The organism is Amycolatopsis sp. NPDC039088, assembly GCF_055598845.1.
The window spans coordinates 59,401-77,065 of sequence record NZ_JBVKAE010000011.1; the positions used below are offsets into that span (position 1 = coordinate 59,401).

At 65.2% G+C, this 17,665-nt stretch carries 21 protein-coding genes; 2 read left to right on the plus strand and 19 right to left on the minus strand.

Going from position 1 to position 17,665, the window contains the following annotated elements:
* Window positions 1-3: 3 nt before the first annotated feature.
* The 13 genes from ACZ7KI_RS16260 to ACZ7KI_RS16320 all read right to left on the minus strand — a co-directional run bounded on the left by ACZ7KI_RS16260 (window position 4) and on the right by ACZ7KI_RS16320 (window position 8,326).
* Window positions 4-408, minus strand: a complete 405-nt coding sequence (locus ACZ7KI_RS16260) for a pilus assembly protein TadG-related protein (protein WP_470273922.1) — start codon at window positions 406-408, stop codon at window positions 4-6.
* Window positions 405-779, minus strand: coding sequence for a hypothetical protein (locus ACZ7KI_RS16265; RefSeq protein WP_470273923.1), 375 nt, complete (start codon window positions 777-779; stop codon window positions 405-407). The genes ACZ7KI_RS16260 and ACZ7KI_RS16265 overlap by 4 nt, the downstream gene beginning before the upstream one ends.
* 35 nt (window positions 780-814) lie before the next feature.
* Window positions 815-1,210 carry a hypothetical protein gene (locus ACZ7KI_RS16270; RefSeq protein WP_470273924.1) on the minus strand — a complete coding sequence of 132 codons (396 nt, stop codon included), beginning with the start codon at window positions 1,208-1,210 and terminating at the stop codon, window positions 815-817.
* The gene (locus ACZ7KI_RS16275; protein WP_470273925.1) at window positions 1,207-1,425 is read right to left on the minus strand and encodes a hypothetical protein; all 219 of its coding nucleotides are present in this window, start codon (window positions 1,423-1,425) and stop codon (window positions 1,207-1,209) included. Before ACZ7KI_RS16275 ends, ACZ7KI_RS16270 begins: the two co-directional genes overlap by 4 nt.
* Before the next feature lie 16 nt (window positions 1,426-1,441).
* Window positions 1,442-2,308, minus strand: a complete 867-nt coding sequence (locus ACZ7KI_RS16280) for a type II secretion system protein (RefSeq protein ID WP_470273926.1) — start codon at window positions 2,306-2,308, stop codon at window positions 1,442-1,444.
* A complete protein-coding gene (locus ACZ7KI_RS16285; RefSeq protein ID WP_470273927.1) occupies window positions 2,305-3,168 on the minus strand; it encodes a type II secretion system F family protein in 864 nt (287 codons plus the stop codon). The genes ACZ7KI_RS16280 and ACZ7KI_RS16285 overlap by 4 nt, the downstream gene beginning before the upstream one ends.
* Window positions 3,161-4,501 carry a CpaF family protein gene (locus ACZ7KI_RS16290; protein ID WP_470273928.1) on the minus strand — a complete coding sequence of 447 codons (1,341 nt, stop codon included), beginning with the start codon at window positions 4,499-4,501 and terminating at the stop codon, window positions 3,161-3,163. Before ACZ7KI_RS16290 ends, ACZ7KI_RS16285 begins: the two co-directional genes overlap by 8 nt.
* The gene (locus ACZ7KI_RS16295) at window positions 4,491-5,396 is read right to left on the minus strand and encodes a hypothetical protein (protein WP_470273929.1); all 906 of its coding nucleotides are present in this window, start codon (window positions 5,394-5,396) and stop codon (window positions 4,491-4,493) included. Before ACZ7KI_RS16295 ends, ACZ7KI_RS16290 begins: the two co-directional genes overlap by 11 nt.
* A 7-nt stretch (window positions 5,397-5,403) precedes the next feature.
* Window positions 5,404-5,958 (minus strand): SAF domain-containing protein, encoded by a 555-nt coding sequence (locus ACZ7KI_RS16300; RefSeq protein ID WP_470273930.1) that lies wholly within the window; start codon window positions 5,956-5,958, stop codon window positions 5,404-5,406.
* An 83-nt stretch (window positions 5,959-6,041) separates the two neighbouring features.
* Entirely contained in the window at window positions 6,042-6,344 is a 303-nt protein-coding gene (locus ACZ7KI_RS16305) for a hypothetical protein (RefSeq protein WP_470273931.1), read from the minus strand.
* A gap of 584 nt (window positions 6,345-6,928) precedes the next feature.
* A complete protein-coding gene (locus ACZ7KI_RS16310; protein ID WP_470273932.1) occupies window positions 6,929-7,501 on the minus strand; it encodes a hypothetical protein in 573 nt (190 codons plus the stop codon).
* 1 nt (window position 7,502) lies between these two features.
* A complete protein-coding gene (locus ACZ7KI_RS16315) occupies window positions 7,503-8,162 on the minus strand; it encodes a hypothetical protein (protein ID WP_470273933.1) in 660 nt (219 codons plus the stop codon).
* Window positions 8,159-8,326 (minus strand): hypothetical protein, encoded by a 168-nt coding sequence (locus ACZ7KI_RS16320; RefSeq protein ID WP_470273934.1) that lies wholly within the window; start codon window positions 8,324-8,326, stop codon window positions 8,159-8,161. The genes ACZ7KI_RS16315 and ACZ7KI_RS16320 overlap by 4 nt, the downstream gene beginning before the upstream one ends.
* Window positions 8,327-8,612: 286 nt before the next feature.
* On the opposite strand from ACZ7KI_RS16320, the gene ACZ7KI_RS16325 reads away from it, so the two are divergent.
* Window positions 8,613-8,972: a winged helix-turn-helix transcriptional regulator gene (locus ACZ7KI_RS16325; protein WP_470273935.1), complete on the plus strand. Its 360-nt coding sequence runs from the start codon at window positions 8,613-8,615 to the stop codon at window positions 8,970-8,972.
* Between the two features lie 21 nt (window positions 8,973-8,993).
* On the opposite strand, the gene ACZ7KI_RS16330 is transcribed toward ACZ7KI_RS16325, so the two are convergent.
* From ACZ7KI_RS16330 to ACZ7KI_RS16345, 4 genes are all read right to left on the minus strand, one after another.
* Window positions 8,994-11,675: an MFS transporter gene (locus ACZ7KI_RS16330; protein WP_470273936.1), complete on the minus strand. Its 2,682-nt coding sequence runs from the start codon at window positions 11,673-11,675 to the stop codon at window positions 8,994-8,996.
* Between the two features lie 208 nt (window positions 11,676-11,883).
* Window positions 11,884-12,681, minus strand: a complete 798-nt coding sequence (locus ACZ7KI_RS16335) for a class I SAM-dependent methyltransferase (protein ID WP_470273937.1) — start codon at window positions 12,679-12,681, stop codon at window positions 11,884-11,886.
* Between the two features lie 17 nt (window positions 12,682-12,698).
* On the minus strand, window positions 12,699-13,673 hold the full coding sequence (locus ACZ7KI_RS16340; protein ID WP_470273938.1) for a hypothetical protein: 975 nt from the start codon (window positions 13,671-13,673) through the stop codon (window positions 12,699-12,701).
* Between the two features lie 42 nt (window positions 13,674-13,715).
* Entirely contained in the window at window positions 13,716-14,057 is a 342-nt protein-coding gene (locus ACZ7KI_RS16345; RefSeq protein ID WP_470273939.1) for a helix-turn-helix transcriptional regulator, read from the minus strand.
* Between the two features lie 1,085 nt (window positions 14,058-15,142).
* On the opposite strand from ACZ7KI_RS16345, the gene ACZ7KI_RS16350 reads away from it, so the two are divergent.
* On the plus strand, window positions 15,143-16,015 hold the full coding sequence (locus tag ACZ7KI_RS16350) for a helix-turn-helix domain-containing protein (protein ID WP_470273940.1): 873 nt from the start codon (window positions 15,143-15,145) through the stop codon (window positions 16,013-16,015).
* A 284-nt stretch (window positions 16,016-16,299) separates the two neighbouring features.
* On the opposite strand, the gene ACZ7KI_RS16355 is transcribed toward ACZ7KI_RS16350, so the two are convergent.
* On the minus strand, window positions 16,300-16,689 hold the full coding sequence (locus ACZ7KI_RS16355; protein ID WP_470274080.1) for a transposase: 390 nt from the start codon (window positions 16,687-16,689) through the stop codon (window positions 16,300-16,302).
* Complete coding sequence (locus tag ACZ7KI_RS16360) at window positions 16,593-17,420, minus strand: IS630 family transposase (RefSeq protein ID WP_470273941.1); 828 nt, start codon at window positions 17,418-17,420, stop codon at window positions 16,593-16,595. The genes ACZ7KI_RS16355 and ACZ7KI_RS16360 overlap by 97 nt, the downstream gene beginning before the upstream one ends.
* Between the last annotated feature and the right edge of the window lie 245 nt (window positions 17,421-17,665).

The window sequence follows — 17,665 nt, forward strand, 5'->3', positions numbered from 1 at the left end:
CTCCTATCCGTCGGAAACCAGCTCGGCGGCACCATGGCCGCGCACGGAGAACTCCGAAACACCAACGATGCCAAGGAAGATCGTGTTCTTGGTGATCGTGGTGTCAACGACGATCCGGTTGCCCTGGACGGCCACGGTTCCGGCAGTGCCTGTCACCGCGAGATAGCGCTCTGCTTCAGCGACGGCTTGCTGCGGGTTGACGTCAGCGACCTGACCAGCGGCAAGAGCCTGTACGCGGAGCGTCTGCCCGGCTGCCCGCGCGGCCTCTTCGGCGACCGACGTCGCCTCCGAATGGGCTTGGGCCTTGCGACTGCCGTCGACCGCCCACCCGATCGCGATGATCAGGGCAAGGCTCAGCCCGACCAACCACACCGAGACGGAGCCGCGTTCACCACGCAAGCGGATCATCGACGGGCTCCATAGCGATCGATCGGTGATCGGAACTCGGAAGCAGCGAGTCGCGTACCCGGGAACATGAGATCGCCGAACGTGATCTGACAGCTGACAGTGGTGATCACGTAGCCGGTCTCACCGAGCGGCTTGGCGAAGTCACGAGCATCGACGGCGATGTTGAGTTCGGCGCAGTTCAAGCCCTGCTGAGTGATTACAGCTCGCGCCCGTGCCTCGGCTACCAACGCCGCGGCATGGCCGTCACGGGCGATGGAAGCCACGCGTGCGGCGGAGCGGGCTGCCTCGTCCACCGCGGAGTCCGCAGTGATGACCCGCATCCCGACCAGTGCGAGTCCGAAAAGGACGATCAGCGCCGAGACGCCGATCACGACTTCGACGTTCACATCGCCGCGATCCCCGCGCTTCATGGCGTCAGCTGCTCGATCGGCCCGGACGCACGTTGGCTCACCGAGAACCGCGCGAACGGTACGAGCGAGGCGGCCTCGGCAGTGACGACGACGGTGACGTTCCGACCGTCGCTGGTAGCTTCGGCGTTCACATTGGACAGCCAGCTGCCAGTCACCCGGCTGACGTAGCTCTGGGCGTGCTGCTCAGCGGCCGCCACGTCGACGGGAGGCAGGCGCGCGGCGTTGACACCATCCCGCGCCGCTTCCAGGGCCACGTTCCGCCCCAGGAAGAGCACAACGGCTTGCAAGACGACCCAGGTGATCAGGAGAAGTGCGCTCAGGCCGACGATTGCCGACACGTTCTCGTCACCGCGCTCGCCGGTCAGCCGGGCGGCGCGGCGCCGGAGGTTCATTGTCCTCCGATCAGCGGCAGCTTGCCGTTCACGAACGCCGTGACCGCACCGGCAATCGCGGTGGCCAGCACGAGACCGAGTACGGCGTAGATGGCTTTGGTGATGTTTTCGTCGCCGCGTTCTCCCTCGCGCACGAACTGCGCTCCGCGCTTCTGCAGGACGCATCCGATCGTGAGGACGGCAAGCTGCAGGCGGGCGACCGCTGTTTTGATCATGGGCTTCTCCTCTGTTTCAGGTGCCGAGCATCGTGAAGATGCCGGGGAAGGCGAGAAAGACGATGAACGCCAGGCCCATCACGGCGATCGGCATGTCCATCCGATCCGAACGGATCGACGAGCCGGTCTTCTGATCCGCCAGGGCTTGCTGGGCGATCGATGCTGCTTTCGAGCGCAGGGTGTCTGCGATGCTCGCTCCGCCCTCGCTTGCGCTGGTGATGATGTGCCCGAGATCCCTGAGTTCGCGAACACCCAGCTCATCGGCGAGGCGCTCAAGGCCTTCCCACGGCATCCGGCCGCGCAGGGACGCTTCGTTCATCGCCAGCCGGATCCGGTGAAACGCCCAGCCTTCACCCAACGAGGCCGGGTAGCGCATCGCTTCGACCGGACCGCGGTCACCGAGGCGCCCGAGAGCGACGAGGTGCGCGTAGGCAACCAGGGCACCTCGGAACGCGGCACGAGCTTTCTGCGCCTTGGCGCGCAGCAGGAGTCGCGGAAGCGCCCAACCGAATACTGCCGCGCACAGCGACATCGCTCCCGTCAGGAATACCGGTGTCCCAGCGCCGAGGATGACAAGTGCGACATCCGTCAGCGGAACCGCCAGGGCTCCGGCGGCCGCGCAGACGATGCGGTTCAGCATGAAGGATTCGCGTGTCTGGCCGACAAGGTCGAGGTCTGTGGTCGGCGCCCTCGCTCCACACCGGTCGGCGAACCGGATCACCGATCGCAACGCGGGATTCAGCGACGAGCTGCCCGAGACGACACGCGGACCGTTCAGGACATCGCTGAGCCGGAGACGTCCGGGCACGTAGGCCGCGACGATCAGTGTCGTTCCGCCGGCGATCCCTAGCGCCAGCAGGATGAGTTGGCCGAGCGTGCTCATGTCCGCCGCCGGACCCGCGCGGAGAGGAACCTGGCGGCAGGCGGCTCGAGGCCTAACTGGCGCAGCCATACCGCGGAGGCCCCGACCAACCCGAGCACCACAGCCAGGACCAGTTGACCGGTCGGTGTGGCGTAGGCCGAGGTGTACATCGAGCTGCCGAAGAGCGCGATTCCCAAGAACATCGCCGACCAGATGCCGAGCAGGACCCGCGCGGTAGACCTCCTTCGGGCCCGTTCGGATTCCGCAGTCCGGCGAGCGACGATGTCCTCGGCAACCTGGCGAGCGAGCGTACGCAGCAGGCCGGCGACACCAGACCCTTGGCGGTGCGCGACGCAGAGGCCTGCCACCGCGGCATCCCCGATCTGGTCGTCGATGTCGTCGGCGAACTCGAGCAGGGCTTGCTGCACGTCCCAGGTTCTCAGGCGATGCGCCAGCGTGGTCAGCTCGCGGGCGAGGCAGGCAGGCGCTTCGCGGGTGGAACTCTGTATGGCGCTGACGAACCCGGTGTTGCCCGCTGCCATGACGTCGCTGAGACGTCGCAGCCAGGTTTCCAGGGCTTCCAGTCGCTCGATGCGCTGCTTGGCGATCACCCCGGCTGAGAAAAGCCACGGCAGGAAGACGATGAAGGCCGTGATGGCCACTCCGGCGATCGGCCAGCCGGAGACAAGCCAGACCAGGGCGCCGGCTGACACTGCGAGAGGTCCTCGCCAGCGCAGGCCACGATCCTCACGATGCCGCCGAAGTGCCTTCGGCTGGAAGACGAGCCTTCGCCGTCGGCCGACACCGAAGGCTCCGACGACGATGAGGGCCAAGCCGCCGACGAGACCGGCGCCGAGCAGAGCAAGGACGAGTTCAGACATGGGCCCACTCCCCGTCGCTGCCACAGGTCAGCCAGTTCCGGTCGAACCCGGCACGCTCGTAATCCTCGATGTCGGTCGGCAGATTCCCGGTAGGTACAGAACGACGGCCTGCAGCACGTTGGAAGAGGTAAGTCCGCGCGGGCCGCCCGTACTCACCGGCCTCGACGGAGACGACCTCGGCAACGTAGCGATCGAGACTGCTTCCGTCGGCGACGAGGTCGACGTGCACGATGAGATCAATGGCGTGCGCCACGGTTTCGTGCGCCAGCTCGGGGGTCCACGCGGAGTTCCCATCAAGGCATAGGCGGGCCATCCGATTGATGGCGTCCCCCGCGTTGCGCGCGTGCAGTGTGGAGAGCGAGCCTGAACCGCCCGTCGACAGCGCATCGAGCATCGGGATGATCTCGCGGCCGCGGACCTCGCCGACGATCGTGCGCGTGGTGTGCATGCGCAGCGACTGCCAGACCAAGTGCGACAGATCCGCGACGGTGCTGCCAGACCGCTCCGAATTGCCGACCCGTTCCTCGAACGCGACCACGGCAGGAAAGCGATCACGATGCCGGTGCAAGCCGAGCTCGAACTCGGTCTCCAGTGTCGCGAACCGTTCGTCCGGAGGGATCTCCCAGCAGAGGGCCCGCAGGAGCGTCGTCTTCCCCGCCCGTTGCCTGCCGCAGACGACGATGTTCTTCTCCGCGCGCACTGCCGCGCGCAAGAGCGCGAGTTGCGCCGTCGAGATCATCCTCCGCTTGCGGAGGTCTGCCAGTCCGGTCTTGGACAGGCGATGCCGTCGGATGGAGACGTGCGGGCGATCGCTGACCTCGATGGTCGCGGCCAGGCGCTCGCCTCCCGGTAGTTCCATGTTCAGCAGTGGTGACGTGCTGTTGATGGAGCGCTCGGTCCGACCGTGGCGGGCGGCCAGGCGTTGCAGCCAGCGAAGTAAGGCTTCATCGGTCGGTGCGATCCGGGGTGCGCGCATAACCGTGCCGTCCGCATAGGACAGCCAGACGGGCTCGTTGCCGATGATGTCGATGTTCTCGACACCATCGTCCGCCAGCAACGGTTCCAACCGTCCCAAACCGAACATCTCAGCCATCACGGCCTGCTTGACGAACCACTCCTTGCCAGGGTCAAGGAACGGCCTGCCCCGGCCAGCCCACTCCTTGATCGCAGCCGAGAGGACATCGTCGATCAGCTTTCCAGCCAGCGCACGCTCGAAACTTCCCAATTCCGGCTCGCTATGGCGTGCCATCTCTTCTTCGACCTGCTTCGCGAGAGCCTGTTGGACACGATCGACAAGTTCGTCCGTCCCTTCGAAGTCCTGCTCAACCACCATGGCGCTCCCCTCCCCCAGCAGACGCGGCAGGCCGCGGAATCGAAGGCGGTGGCGGTCTCCTCACGAGCTCGCGTCGTGGCCTCTCTTGCCTGGCGGGGGCCTGCTCAGGAATCGCCCGCCCTCGAAGCCTTCGCGACCGGGTGAAGGCTCGCCTGCCGATCTCGAACCCGAGCTTCCGGGAGGCCTCAAGCATCGGTGAGGTCTCGAAGCGTTTGCCCGGCTTGAACGTGTCCGTGAACTGCGTGGCAGCGGAGGGATCCCACGGTATCTCACCGATAACCGGCAGACCGAGCTTCGCGAACTGCCTCTCGACCTCCTTGACCGGAAAGCGTTGGGCCCCAGCGGGAGTAGACGCCACAACGACCACCAAGCCGTCGTCCGCGGTACCGAGCAGGCCGATCTCCTCGCGAACCACGTCCACAGAGGACGACAGTGCTCGGAGCGAATGCCGGTCGTTGCGTACGACCAGCACCGTCAGGTCGGCATTTCCCAGAACTGCATGTGGCATACCGCGGGAACGAAGCCGACCACAATCCGCCAGGACGTCGACCGACTCCCAGGTCCGGAACGCCAGCGCAAGTCGCTGCCATTGCAGGCTTTCCGCGATCCGAGTCGTTTGCGGCCCAGGGAGGAGAAAGTGTCGTCCAGTTCCGTCCGGCAGCGTGATCGCCTGTTGCCACAACGCCTGCGGCAGCGGCATCGTCCGCGCGGCCAGCATCGCCTCGAACATTCCTCGGTGTCCGAGGGAACCGCTCGGGTCGAACACCGCGAGCGCCTGGCCGCCGGACGGATCACATTCGGCAGCGACGGCGTGGCGCGGCCAAGCCCACGTCAAGGCCAGCGTCGCGGCCGACGTTCCCGGACTTCCGCGCAGAGAAGCAAAAGTGATCAGCATGGTTCGCTCAACTCCCCGGCAGCAAAACGATCGCGACCGTGCCCACGGATCCCTTGGTCGCGAGCTTCGGGCCCTGATGCTCAGCCACGACGACATCGACAACGCGGAGCCCGGTCTGATCTCGCTCCCCTACGCGGATCACCGTCCCTTGCACCGGTTCCCAGGTTTCGACCACGGTGCCGCCCTGACCGGAAGGAACGAGGAGAACAGGCTTCAACGGCTCCAGCGGAGTCGCCGGGAGCTGAGCCGGCTTGACGGCGATACCCAGCAGTTGCTCCCCAGGCCTTGGCGGGAGATCTCCTCCGACCGCCTGCGCGGTCAAGACGCTCCCAGGCCAGAGATTCGTGGTGGCCTTCCGCCCGATGAGCTGCGAACGGTCCTTCCACAGCACTGGGGTGACGCCGGGATCAGGTCGGACCTGGACCTCGCGCACGGAGCTGTCGAGCACGACCTGCCCATATCGGACAGGAGCGGCGACACCGACCGCGGCGATCGTCGTGTCGACGTTCCGGTAGATGAACACTGTCCCGGTCGTGCACAGCGCCGCCAGCACAAGGCCCATGAGGACCAGGAGCTTTGACGGTCGCCGCCGAAGCGGCCGGACCTCTGGCACGAGTGGAGGCCTTTCAGGCTGAGTCGGGTCGTTCATGGCCGCCCTCCCCCGGAGTTCAGCGTGCGGATTTCGCGGACGGGCAGCCGAGCATTCGCGGTGAGATCCATCGCCTCGGAATCGGACATCCCGCCGCCGGACCAGCTGATCTCCCAGTGACCGGTCGCCGCGATGGAGAAGGCACCGGACGAGGCCTTCGTCAGGTAGACGTGCCCGCAATCAGGAGACGCGAGGCCAGCCCTGTCTTCGGTGAACGGCGTGCCCGGTCCAGCGCAAACTTTCGTTGCTCCGTCGCCCATGGACCAGGTGACGCGAGCCAGCTTGGCGGTAGCCGTCACGCTGACGACCCCAGCGGTAGCCGTCCGAGTGACCGGGCCGGCAGTGGCCTCGCTTCGTGCGCTCCACATCCACACCGGAAAGCCGATCGTGGCTCCGTGCGGTGAATCGGCGGGCGGCGCCAGCCTGATGTCCGGCGCGGAGAGTCCCATTTGGTCGATCGCGTGCCGAGCGAGTTCAGCCGGTGAAACCTGCGGTACGACGGGAGCCCCGGTCCCATTCGGCACGTAAGCCACATGAGCTTCGCCGAGATTCCCACCGCCGGGCCCGCCGACGCCGCAGATCATCACGACCAACCGCCCCTTCGATGCGTCCTTTCCCGCCCACATCGGGTCACCGCTCGCCGGCTGAGGGATTTCCATTGGAAGGCACTGCGGAGCAGGTCCGGCACGCTTTGCCTGGCTTGCTGGTCCTGTCCCCGGCTGGCCACCTTCGCGACCCGGCCGACCGGGATCCGTCGCACCGACCCAGCAGGTCCCGCGCACCCCCGATGACTGGCAACCACCTGGGCCTGGCACTGGGGCTGCCCACGCCGTCGCCGGGCTGACCATCGCGGTCACCAGCAGAGCCGAGCCGATCGTCTTCGTCAGCATGGCTTGTCCAAGGTGGCTTCGACGACCTGGACGAGCCACCGGTCGTTCAGGCTGGCGTATAGGACGACCTCGACACGGAACTTGTACCGCCGCGGCTGGTCCGGGTTGTCGAGAACCCGCCCTTGCTCGCCCGGCTTGTCGCTGACCAGGTGGAGCCCAGTCCGATCGAGGCAGTCGGTGATCTTGATCCGCGGGTCGCGATCGTCGAGCGACACCGCGGTCACCGCAGGGGAACGCCGGTAGTCACCTTCCATATGCGACGGCACGGAGGCCAGGTTCTGGATTTCCGCGAGGTGACGCGTCAGCTCAGGGTCGACGAGGTACTCGCCCAGCGCTGAGCGCCAGTTTTTCGCCCGCGGCGCCTTCTCCGCAGCGGTGCTGACACGCCAGTAGCCCTCGTAAGCCTCGAGCGCTTTCTGCTTCGCTACGTCCTCAGCTGTCGGGACTTGGCTTGATGTCGGGGATACCGGAGGTACGGCTGGCACGGTCGAGGGCGTATTTCCGCTCTCGCTGCACGCGGCCGTGGTAGCCGCGATGAACAAGGCGATCAAGAGCTTGGACTTCATTTCACGCTCCCCTGAGGCTGATGATCACGGACCCGCTTGCAGCGGTCAGAGCCGGACCGATGAGTTCGGGATCGACGATCACGTCGACTACTACCGTCCCGTCAGAGTCAGGTGATCCGACTCCGGCGACTCGGGCAACGAACGCGTTTCCCACTGGCGGGAACGAGTCACAGGGCAGCGCTTGCGGCAGAGACGACACACAGACCCGCGCATGCGGCCAAAGAGGCTGACTCGGGCGGTGGCCTGCTTCCACTCGCAGGCCGACCAGCTGAAACCCGGCTCCCGGCACGCCCTCCGGCATGAGGCTTGCCGCCGCGAGGAGCGTCCCCTTCTGAAGCGCGACGGCGGGCGCGCGGCCGATGACAGCGGCTCGCTCGGACGCTCGGAAGAAGCGGACGTCGTGGTCAAGGACTAGGTCGACAGTGGCCAGGTCTGATTCAGTGAACGGCTGAGTCGCGCCGACGTCCCTGGTCAGCACTAGCGCGGGCACCGTCCTGTCCCTGAGGACCGCGACAAGATGGACGATGAGCAGAGCGAACACCATCGCGACGACCACCGTCGCGAGATTAAGCCAGCGCAGCGAAGTTTTCGATGGCGGCTGTGGATCAGAGACGCGTTGTCGCGCCTTCTTCAAGCGTTCGGTGAAATCGGTGACGGTCATCCTCCGACCTCGGCATCCAGATCGGCGGGATCCACTTGCTCGATGACGCGCCGCCAGATCCGGCACTCGTCGCACCAGACGTACCGGCTCAACAGTTCTTCGTCGTCTTCTCCCGCAGGGAGCTTCGCTCGATCACCGCAGTCGAGAACGTATTCGGCTGACATCCGGCCTCCCTCCGTGAACCTGTCTGAAGGCGAAGGCCGGCTGGAGCTGCCCGAGGCGCTTGCGAGTTCCTCGAGCGGGGGAGGTTGTCCAGCCGGCCTTCGATTCTTTCTCCTGCGCCAGGCAGTCCGTTCCTGGCAAATCAGGAATACCGCTTCCCCGCCCGGTGAGGGCAAGGTCAACACCGGGTGAGCCTTGGCTCATCAGGGCTTTTGTCACTCATCTGGGTGTAGAAATGAGTAGAATTGCTCGCGCGCAAGCCGTAGGGAATCGTGTTAGCTGGTCGGTATGGAGGGGTGGGAAATTCCGTACCGGCACAGCGTCCAGATCGCCTTGGATCTCTTGAGAGGCAGATGGACCGTCGCCGTCTTGGCCGGGCTCGCCCGCGGCGAGACGCCGTTCAAGGAGCTGCTGGCCTCGATCAACGACGTCGAGAAGCGCACCGATCGAGACCGCATGCTTTCGAACCGAGTGCTGAGCGACACCCTGCAGCGTGCTCGCGAGGACGGGCTCATCGAGCGGCACGCCGAATCGGGCAACTTCGCGACGGTCTCTTACGTACTCACCCCGACTGGCCGCTCGCTGCTCCGCGCCGTCCGGCCGCTGGCCGAGTGGGCTCAGGTCTACCAAGCGGACCGCCCAAGCTGACGAGGTCGACCGCCGTGGCGCTTAATCCGCCTTCGCGGATGCCGTACGGCGAGGGTCCGGCATCAACGAACGGACCCTGTCCCGGCCTGCGTCCTTTGCCGCGAACAAGACATTGTCCGCCGCCACGAGCACATCGTTGAGGGCTTCGCCCGCTTCTGGATAGGCCGCCACACCAATTGAGACGCTAAGCCGCAAATCACCCAATTCGTCCGCGAACTTCATCTCGCGGATCGCCTCGCAGACGCGGTCCGCGATGCCGACCGAGGCCGCCGTATCAGCGTTCGGCAGGAGAACGACGAACTCTTCTCCTCCGAATCGCGCGGCGATGTCGTACGAACGAACGTTTCCGACGATCGCCTGCGCGATCTCACGCAGGACCCTGTCTCCGACGATGTGCCCATACGTGTTGTTCACCGACTTGAACTTGTCAACATCGATCATCAGCACGCCAATCGGCGCCTGGTGACGCCGAGCTTTGGCCACCTCGTTCTCCGCGAGAGTCTTCCAGGTCTCGGCGTTGAGCAAGCCGGTCTTCCTGTCCGTCGTCGCCGCGGCTTCGAGCTGCCGAACGAGAACACTGCGGGTCAGCACGTACAGCGGCAGCATGACGAAGACCAACGCGAGCGGATGCCAGACCATCAACAACGTAACCAGGACACCGACGCACAAGGTCGCGAACTCGAGGCTGTTCTCGCTCCAGCTGCCGACCAGCGCCCCGATCGGGCGCTTGCCGGGCGACAACGCGATCACCCCGGCGACCAACGCCGAGTTCACCAGCCAGTAGCAGACGACCACTACGGCAAGCCCCAGCAGTGCACCGTCGTCGATGTTTTCGAGGGCCTGGACGGCGGGGAGCCAGCGGGCTACCGCGATCGCCGAACAACAGGAGACGACGACCGAGCTCGCGCTGAAGACCACGCGGTACAGGCACATGCCGGACACTCGACGCCAGCTACGCCACCACATGTGCCCATAGAGGATGACCGCGGTCGCCGTCGCCAAGGTCGGCGTGACCAGCAGAGCCGCCGCGAGAGTCCATACCGAGCTCATGTTGACGTGCGGCGTATCGGAAAACCGGCGCCGCATCTGCTCGACGGCCCGGGTCACCTCCGCCGCGAGGAGACCGAGCACTACGAGGACGCCGAATCGGAAGAGATCGGATCGGCTCACCGGCGTGAACCAGTCCAGCAGCAGCGTGAGGACGACCGCGGCGATCTCGACTGCCAGCACGAAGGCGACCACCCGTCGCGGCAGCGACCAGAGCTTCCACCGTGTGACGTTCCAAATACGTTCCGTATCAGCGGAAGCCTCGCTAGTCACACTGGAGGCTCTGACCTGCATACTTGAGTCGCTTGCGTCCCCAGGCGGTCCTCCGGCGGACGCCGTCGTCGGGGTGTTCTCAGCGGGTGGGCCGTCCAGGCAGTCCGTTCGCTGGGAGGAGGGGTCATCGATGACTAACAAGGACTGGTGATCTCGCGCGTCCTCATTCGCTGAACCACGCTCGCTCCCGGCTCGCCGCCGGGAGCGAGTCAGTATCCACAGCACGCCGATTCCCGCCGCCACGCCGATCGCGACGGCACCCGCCGCGGCAACGGCCTTGAACGGTCCGAACTGCTGGGCGGCCACCCCGCCACCCAGGATCGCGATGCCCTGCGAACACTGCAGGCACGTCGACATCCGACCCATCACTCCCCCGCGACGGGCATCCGGCACCAGGTCGACGACGACGGTCTGCACCTGGATGAGGAAGGCGGTCGAGACAGCGCCGGACGCGGCCCAAAGGCCGATCGAAGCGACCACTCCCGGCTCGAAGACGCAGGCGGCGAGAGGCAGGCCGGCCACCACCGCGAACAGCAGCGCGGTGAGCGGTGTAGCGGGCAAGCGAAACCGTGTCGTGAGCCAGGCGCCGATGGCGCTTCCCAGTGGGTCGGCAGCGAGCAGCAAGCCTATGCCGAATGCGGAGACCCCCAACGCATGTCCATACGGCACCGCCAAGCCCTCGGGCACGACGTAGACACCTACCAGCAAAACCAGGGCGTAAAGCAGAACCCACGTTCGAGTCGCCTCGCCTGCCGTGCGCACCGCCTCCCCTTGCACGGTGTCGGCTCGACTGACCGACCTCGATGACACGCCTTTAAGGATGATCACGGCGCTCAGCACGAAGGTGCCCGCGTTCACCAGCATTCCCAGATGCGGCTCGATCAGCGTCAGCACGAGCCCGCCGGATCCGAAAGCGACCACCTGAGCGACCTGACCGGTGAACTGCCGCAGGGCGAGCCCGGCCGGAAAGTCCTCCCGACCGAGAACCTGCGGCAGCAATGCGGACTGCGCCGCTTTGAACGGTCCTGCCGCCGCGCTGAGCACCGCGATGCACGCCCACAGCACTGGCAGCGGAAGCCCCGGCAGCGCCATCGCCGCAGCGAGGACTGCGCGAACGACGTCCGTGACAACCAGGATCGCTCGCCGCGGATAGCGGTCGGCGAGACCGGACAGCAGGAAACCACCGAGCACAGATGGAATGAAGGTCAAGGCGTACGTCAACCCGGTCAAGGCCGCGGACGAGGTCTCCTTGAACACCAGCAACGACAACGCGACCCGGGCGATCTGGTCGCCGCCGATCGACAGCAGCTCGGCAACCCAAAGCGCCCGGAATTCCCGGTTCCGCAATGGCACGGCAAAGCCGGCACGGCGGCGCTCCGCCATATCCGTTCCCCCTACACGCAACTACCAGGCGACAACTCAGCATGCGGTCGCGCAGTCACGCTCCCGCCGGACTGACCATGCCGGGCCGTTCGTCCCTCTCCCGAACCTCACGGTATGCCCGGAGCGTCGTCAGACGACCACGATCAGCGACTTTTCGCCCGTTTGTAGTACCCGACTACACAAGGTGATCAACTTGTGAGTTGCCTGTTCAGAGAGGTTTGCGCGCGACGATGACGCCGCCTCGGCAGGAGATCGTGAACTCGCCGTGCAGGTCGATGTGCCGGACAAGCAGCTGGTGCGCGCGATCGATTGTCGCGTCGAACGGGACGCCGCCTTCGTCGGCCCAGGCTCGATAGGAACGAAGGTGGGCGAGTACAGGTTCGGGCTCGTGGACGGTGATCACGCCGGGAAGATCGACCGTGGCGACCTGCTCGAAGTACGGGTCGAGAAGGCGAGGCGCGTCTTCGAGCGCGAACCGTTCACTGAGCGCCACCCTCCTCGGCCCGTTGGCGATCCCAAGGACATCGCCGGCAGCTGCGGACCAGAGGTCGTCAAGTTCGACCTTGTCGCTGTAAGCGTTCGTCGAGACGAAGACGAGGCCGCCCGGAACGAGCGCGCGGCGGATCTCTTCGAGTGCCGCAGGCAGCTCGGCGACGTGGTACAGCATGTGCAGCGCCAAGACGGCATCGAACTGTCCGGACGCGAACGGCAGGGCCGCCGCGTCAGCCGCCACGATCGGCGGCGGCAACGGCGCCAGGATTCCCGACGAGATGTCAGCTCCGATGACGAGCGCTTGCGGACGCTCACAACGGATGCGGTCGAGGAACTTCCCGTTCCCGCAGCCCAGGTCGAGCACGCTCGTAGCCGAATTCGGCAGATGATCGAGCACGATGCCAGGCAGGTCGTAGCGCGGCTGCTGCCAGCTGTACAGAGACTGCCGTGCGGCCAGATCAGCCTCGTCCTTGTACGCACTTCCAGCGAGCTTGGCACGGCTCGTCGTGTCCACGCCCTCAGGTCGCGACGTCACTTCGCGACCACCGCCGATCCCGGCGGAAGCGCGGGCGGCGGCGCGCAGAACTCTCGGATCTCGCTGCGCATCCCCTTGGCGCGAGCCGTTGTGAGGTACTTCGTGGAACTCAATCGATCTCCAATGTCACGGGCTCGTTTGACGATGCTGGCCGTTCGGCGCACCTGAGGCGCGGCAAGAACGGGAACCAGGTACGACTGCGTGGCATCCAGGTCATCCAGGACCATATGCGCGCCAGCCAGATCGAGGCGGGCAGCGAAGATGTCTCCTGCGGACCGATCGGCAGGGGCCGCCGCCTGGTAGACGTCGAGCGCGAACTGCGATTTTCCGATGGCCTGTTTCGCCAAAGCCGGGCTGCTCTTCAAGGTCAGCAGCGTAGTTCCGGCGTATACCGACTGCTTCGCCGCGGGAAAGGTGAAGACGCCGGAGTACTCGTCCATGGTCGCGTCGGCGCGAGCGCTCTCTGCCGCATCGAGTGCGATCAGCGTTCCTTGTTCGTCACCGCGTGCCGCACAGGCCCGCGCTTCGAGACTTGCCAAGCGAGCTCCAGTCGTTCCTCGCGGCCGGAACAAAGCACCTTCCCGTGCCCGTTCGACAGCGTCCTCGAGCCGGTCGTCCCAGTAGGAGATCAGGCTCTGGAGCGCCTTGATCCAGCCGAGCATGTCCTGATGTCCGGCGAGCTTGGCGTACAGCCACGCGGTCTGGGCGTGAATGTCGGCTGTACGGTAGTCGCCGAGGTCCAGCGACACGTGTGCCTGCAGGCCACCGAGCCTGCTCGCGTGCAGATAGAGATCACGAAGCTGGTTCGGAATCCGGTTGCTGTCGAGCAGCCGGAAGACCTCTTGACGTAGTTCCCGAATTTCGCCGAAAACATCGACCAGAGGCCGAGAGATGTAAGCCGCGGCGATCCGCCGGATCTCGGAGTCGAACTGTTCGACGGCCTCATTCGTCGTTCCCGAAGACGCGATCATGCGCGCGGTCCGCGCGGCATCGCGCGCATCCTCGGCGACTGCCTACCGGCTGAGCTCGGCATCTTCAACCCCTTCGGTCGACAGCGGAGAACTGCTCAGGGCCGTAGCTCGACCTAGCCGACGACGAACCTGTTGCTCCTCCTTGGCTTCACGCCAAAGCGCGCACAGCCGTCCTGCAGCACCAAGGGCCTGATCAAGTGCCTCGACGAGGTTCTGCGACGGAAGATTCCCACCCGTCCGCTCGGCCATGGAAACGTAGTTCCGGGTATACCCCACCCGCTCACCCAAGCCGGACTGACTCAAGTCGGCCGCACCTCTGAGCCGCTTGATCTCCCCCGCGAGACGGGCGCGCGCCGTCTCGCCGGTGACGTTCTCGTCGGCCATGTGGTCTCCGGCTCTGCCAGGGGGTAAATGAGGGTAAATACCAAACGTAGCGATGTTACCCCGTTACGTAACTATAGCCGGTCGCGCCAGAGTGGTGACAGTCCTAAGAAACCACTCACGTCCGGAGGCCAGCGATGACGACAACCGTCTGCAAGAACTCGATGCGCCGCGTCTCGAAGCGTCGGATGCCGTTCTGGTTGACCAAATCGCAAGCAGGCCAAGTCGACCGAGCGCAGGATCCTGAACCCGTCCAGTTGTACCGCTTACTGACGTTGTATCTCGCAGCGCACGCGCCTTTCCCCGACACCGACCCGCTTCATGGCCGATGCTCGTGCTGTGAACAATTCTGGCCGTGCGTTTCCGTCCGGCTCGCTTACCGGCTCCGAGAAGGCTTCTGAGCGGAGGCCGACCGGGAGGCCACCATGTCGATGTTCTGGTCCGTTAGTGCTGCCGCAGTCACCGTCTGCCTGATCGGGCTTAGCGTCAACCGGCTGAGAAGGCGTCGTCGAATTCACCTGTTCCGCGGGCAACCGTACTGGGCGGCTTTGGCGATCGTCGCGAGGGTCAGAAGGCAGCGAACGGATGAGCAAAGAGGGTGGCCGTCGGCCGAGCTTGAAGGTCTGGATGACGAGCCGACCGAAGTCATCGTTCTCCCACCACAGCCACGGCCGTACCTAGAACCCCTGCTTCCGGCGTCACACGAGATCAAGCAGGCGCAAGGCGGCTTCCCGAGCAAGACATACCCATTCCCGTGACGAAGCCGAGGCGGGTGAGCCGGTCATGGAAGAACCACCGTCGATCCGGTCGTGGAACTGCGTGATCGTCGACAGCGACAGTCCGTTGGGCAGGGTCGCCTCCTCGGTATGCGATCTGACTGCACACCTCCCCGATCCTCACGTGATGTTCCTCTGCTCCGTCTGCTTCGGCAAACAGTGGCCGTGCGAACGATTTGACGTCGCTGCAGGGGAAGTGCTCGCCGCCCGGCTCTCGCTGGCGGCTCTCGTCCCTTCCGAACTCCACCACCGACTCTGGCCACAAAGTCCTCAGTGGCCGGGCCCAAGTCCGACCTGAGAAAGTGATCGATCGTGTTCAAATCGGCACCTACACGACCCGCCCAACCCAAGCGCGTCGAGGAGTCCACAGCCAAGAGCCGGGAGATCGGTGCCGCGCTACGCCGAGCGCGACAACAGAGCAACCTCACTCAGGCCGACATCTGCCGCTCGCTCGATTGGGGAGCACCCAAGGTCTCTCGGCTGGAAAGCGGACAGCGCGAAGGGTCCACGCTGGACATCGTCACCTACCTGGCCCGAGCCAGTACCGCACCGGCCGAGTTCGATCGTCTAAAGAGGCTGGCCGAGTTACCGGCCAATGGCTACGACCTCCAGCGCCACCCAGAGAACATGCCCGACCTGCTTCCGACTCTCGACTTCCTGCACGCGAGCGCCAAGACCATGACGTTCTACGAACCGCGGCGGATCCCTTCCTTGCTGCAGAGCGAGCAGTACGCGGAAGTGATGCTGCGGCACAACCGGAACCCCAAGGACCCACTCGTCAAGGAAGCCGTGCAGGCACGACTCTCGCGCCAGGAGATCCTCAAGGGTGTGAAGCAGGGCTTCGATACCACCTTCTACATCGACGAAGTCGCTCTCCACGACCCGGCCATGAGCGACGTACTGGATGAACAACTCCTTCAGCTGACGATCACCTCAGGAGTTCCGCACTGCCACGTGCACATCATTCCGTCCGACAGTTTCGACGAAGACTTTCAAACGGCGTTCGGCTTCTTCGAGGGCTACGACGGCAACTCGGTACTCGCCGTCCACACCGCCGCCGCGATGTTGGTACTGGAAGAAGCTGAAGACATGGCACCATATCTGCGGAAGCTGAACGAACTCCGCGAGACCGCACTGGACGAGAAGGAATCCACCGTAAAGTTCAATTCTGTAGTGCAGATGTGAGGTTGCGAGTAGCTTCGTCCCATGGTGTTCGCCGCTACCGCACGATCCTGCCGTGCGTGACCGCGTGTTGCTCCGCTATTTGGCGCTTCGCGCGGAGGCGATCTCCTTTTGGGCGTATTCCACACAAGAGTTATAATAACTCGTCACCGACGATAGTCCGGCTTCGGTGGGCGCGTTCGTCGAAGCCTGCGGGGCACGGAACGCGAGAGCACCGCCTCGGTTCAGGCAGCGGCTTCTGCGACGAGTTTCAGCCCAGATTGGCCAGAAGTTCAGCTAGTGCCGTATCAAGCAACGTTGGGTAGGTAATCCGGGCGGCGGATCTTGGAGTTGACTGCGAAGTGGCGTTTGGGGTGGCTGTGGCGGTTGCGCCAGCGTAGGTAGCCGGCGATGGCGGCTTCCTGGGCTGTGTGGCTGGGGTAGTCGCTGCCGTCGAGGGTGAAGTAGCGGATCGCGGTGAACTCGCACTCGATCCAGTTCAGCCACGACGCGTTGGTGGGCGTGTAGACCAGCTCGATGTCGTTGGCCACGCACCAGGTCCTGACCTCGGCTTTGCCGTGGGGGCCGTAGTTGTCGCAGATCAGGTAGAGCTTCCCGGTCGGGAAGCGGCGGCGGAGTTGTTTGCAGAAGTCGAGGAACTGCGGCCAGCGTTTGCGGTCACGGAATCGGTAGAACATCTGCCCGGTGGCGAGGTCGAGCGCGGCGAACATCTGCGCACCCCTTTGGTGCGGGTGTAGGTCGCGCGCAGCCGGGCCGGGCGGCCGGTGGGAAACCAGCCGCGGCCGGGGCGGGGTTGCAGGTTCAGCGGCCCGAACTCATCGACACAGATCACCCGTCCATCGGTGGGTGGGTGATCGTAGAGGTCGAGGATACGGTTCTTCTTGGCCACGAAATCGGGATCCTTGCTGGCTTTCCAGGTCTTCGTCGCTTGCCAGGACACGCCCGCCTTGCGCAGGATCTGGCGGACGGTCTCGGTGCTCGCTCTGATCCACGCGTGTGCGGCGAGGTAGTCGACCAGTTTGGTCAGGCTCCAGGTCGTGAACGGCAATCCCAGCTCGGCGGGCTTGCACGCGGCGATGCGGCAGATCTGATCACGGGCGGCCGACCCGAACTTAGCTGGTCGGCCGCCCCTCCATTTTGGGGACAACGCCGCGAACCCCGACTCGTTGAACGCGTGGATCACCTCCCGCACATAGCCTTCGGTCGCGGCGAACATCATCGCGATCTCACCCGCGGACCGGCCCTGCACCGACGCGAGCACGATCCCGGACCGCCGCAGCCGCACCCGATCCCGGGCCGACCTCGTGATCTTGACCAGCCGCTGCGCTTCCTCCGGCTCCAACGACCGCACGAACACCTCCGGCTGACGCGCCACCAGCCTCACCTCCACCGCCAGCCTCGCGATCACCAGCCCAGATGTCCACGCGACACGATGACAACGTCAACGTTTCTTGATGAGGCACTAGCTGCCTGGCGGCGAAGATATCGCCGTTGTCGGCAAAGGAGCGTAAGCGCCAGGTCTGCGGTTCGGGTTGTCATGTCCGGGTTGTTGTTGCCGTTCTGGACGCCGAGGGATTCAACGGCGCGCGACTGCGCCGTGGCCGACCACGGTGGCCCGGACTGTGTACGTCCGCGAGTCCGGCGAGGCGACCA

What these genes read in the sequence shown, in the direction of transcription:
- ACZ7KI_RS16260 (WP_470273922.1), bottom strand. Translation starts at nt 408, where the DNA reads ATGATCCGCTTGCGTGGTGAACGCGGCTCCGTCTCGGTGTGGTTGGTC.
- ACZ7KI_RS16270 (WP_470273924.1), bottom strand. Translation starts at nt 1,210, where the DNA reads ATGAACCTCCGGCGCCGCGCCGCCCGGCTGACCGGCGAGCGCGGTGAC.
- ACZ7KI_RS16275 (WP_470273925.1), bottom strand. Translation starts at nt 1,425, where the DNA reads ATGATCAAAACAGCGGTCGCCCGCCTGCAGCTTGCCGTCCTCACGATC.
- ACZ7KI_RS16280 (WP_470273926.1), bottom strand. Translation starts at nt 2,308, where the DNA reads ATGAGCACGCTCGGCCAACTCATCCTGCTGGCGCTAGGGATCGCCGGC.
- ACZ7KI_RS16285 (WP_470273927.1), bottom strand. Translation starts at nt 3,168, where the DNA reads ATGTCTGAACTCGTCCTTGCTCTGCTCGGCGCCGGTCTCGTCGGCGGC.
- ACZ7KI_RS16290 (WP_470273928.1), bottom strand. Translation starts at nt 4,501, where the DNA reads ATGGTGGTTGAGCAGGACTTCGAAGGGACGGACGAACTTGTCGATCGT.
- ACZ7KI_RS16295 (WP_470273929.1), bottom strand. Translation starts at nt 5,396, where the DNA reads ATGCTGATCACTTTTGCTTCTCTGCGCGGAAGTCCGGGAACGTCGGCC.
- ACZ7KI_RS16300 (WP_470273930.1), bottom strand. Translation starts at nt 5,958, where the DNA reads ATGGGCCTTGTGCTGGCGGCGCTGTGCACGACCGGGACAGTGTTCATC.
- ACZ7KI_RS16310 (WP_470273932.1), bottom strand. Translation starts at nt 7,501, where the DNA reads ATGAAGTCCAAGCTCTTGATCGCCTTGTTCATCGCGGCTACCACGGCC.
- ACZ7KI_RS16315 (WP_470273933.1), bottom strand. Translation starts at nt 8,162, where the DNA reads ATGACCGTCACCGATTTCACCGAACGCTTGAAGAAGGCGCGACAACGC.
- ACZ7KI_RS16320 (WP_470273934.1), bottom strand. Translation starts at nt 8,326, where the DNA reads ATGTCAGCCGAATACGTTCTCGACTGCGGTGATCGAGCGAAGCTCCCT.
- ACZ7KI_RS16325 (WP_470273935.1), top strand. Translation starts at nt 8,613, where the DNA reads ATGGAGGGGTGGGAAATTCCGTACCGGCACAGCGTCCAGATCGCCTTG.
- ACZ7KI_RS16330 (WP_470273936.1), bottom strand. Translation starts at nt 11,675, where the DNA reads ATGGCGGAGCGCCGCCGTGCCGGCTTTGCCGTGCCATTGCGGAACCGG.
- ACZ7KI_RS16340 (WP_470273938.1), bottom strand. Translation starts at nt 13,673, where the DNA reads ATGATCGCGTCTTCGGGAACGACGAATGAGGCCGTCGAACAGTTCGAC.
- ACZ7KI_RS16345 (WP_470273939.1), bottom strand. Translation starts at nt 14,057, where the DNA reads ATGGCCGACGAGAACGTCACCGGCGAGACGGCGCGCGCCCGTCTCGCG.
- ACZ7KI_RS16355 (WP_470274080.1), bottom strand. Translation starts at nt 16,689, where the DNA reads ATGTTCTACCGATTCCGTGACCGCAAACGCTGGCCGCAGTTCCTCGAC.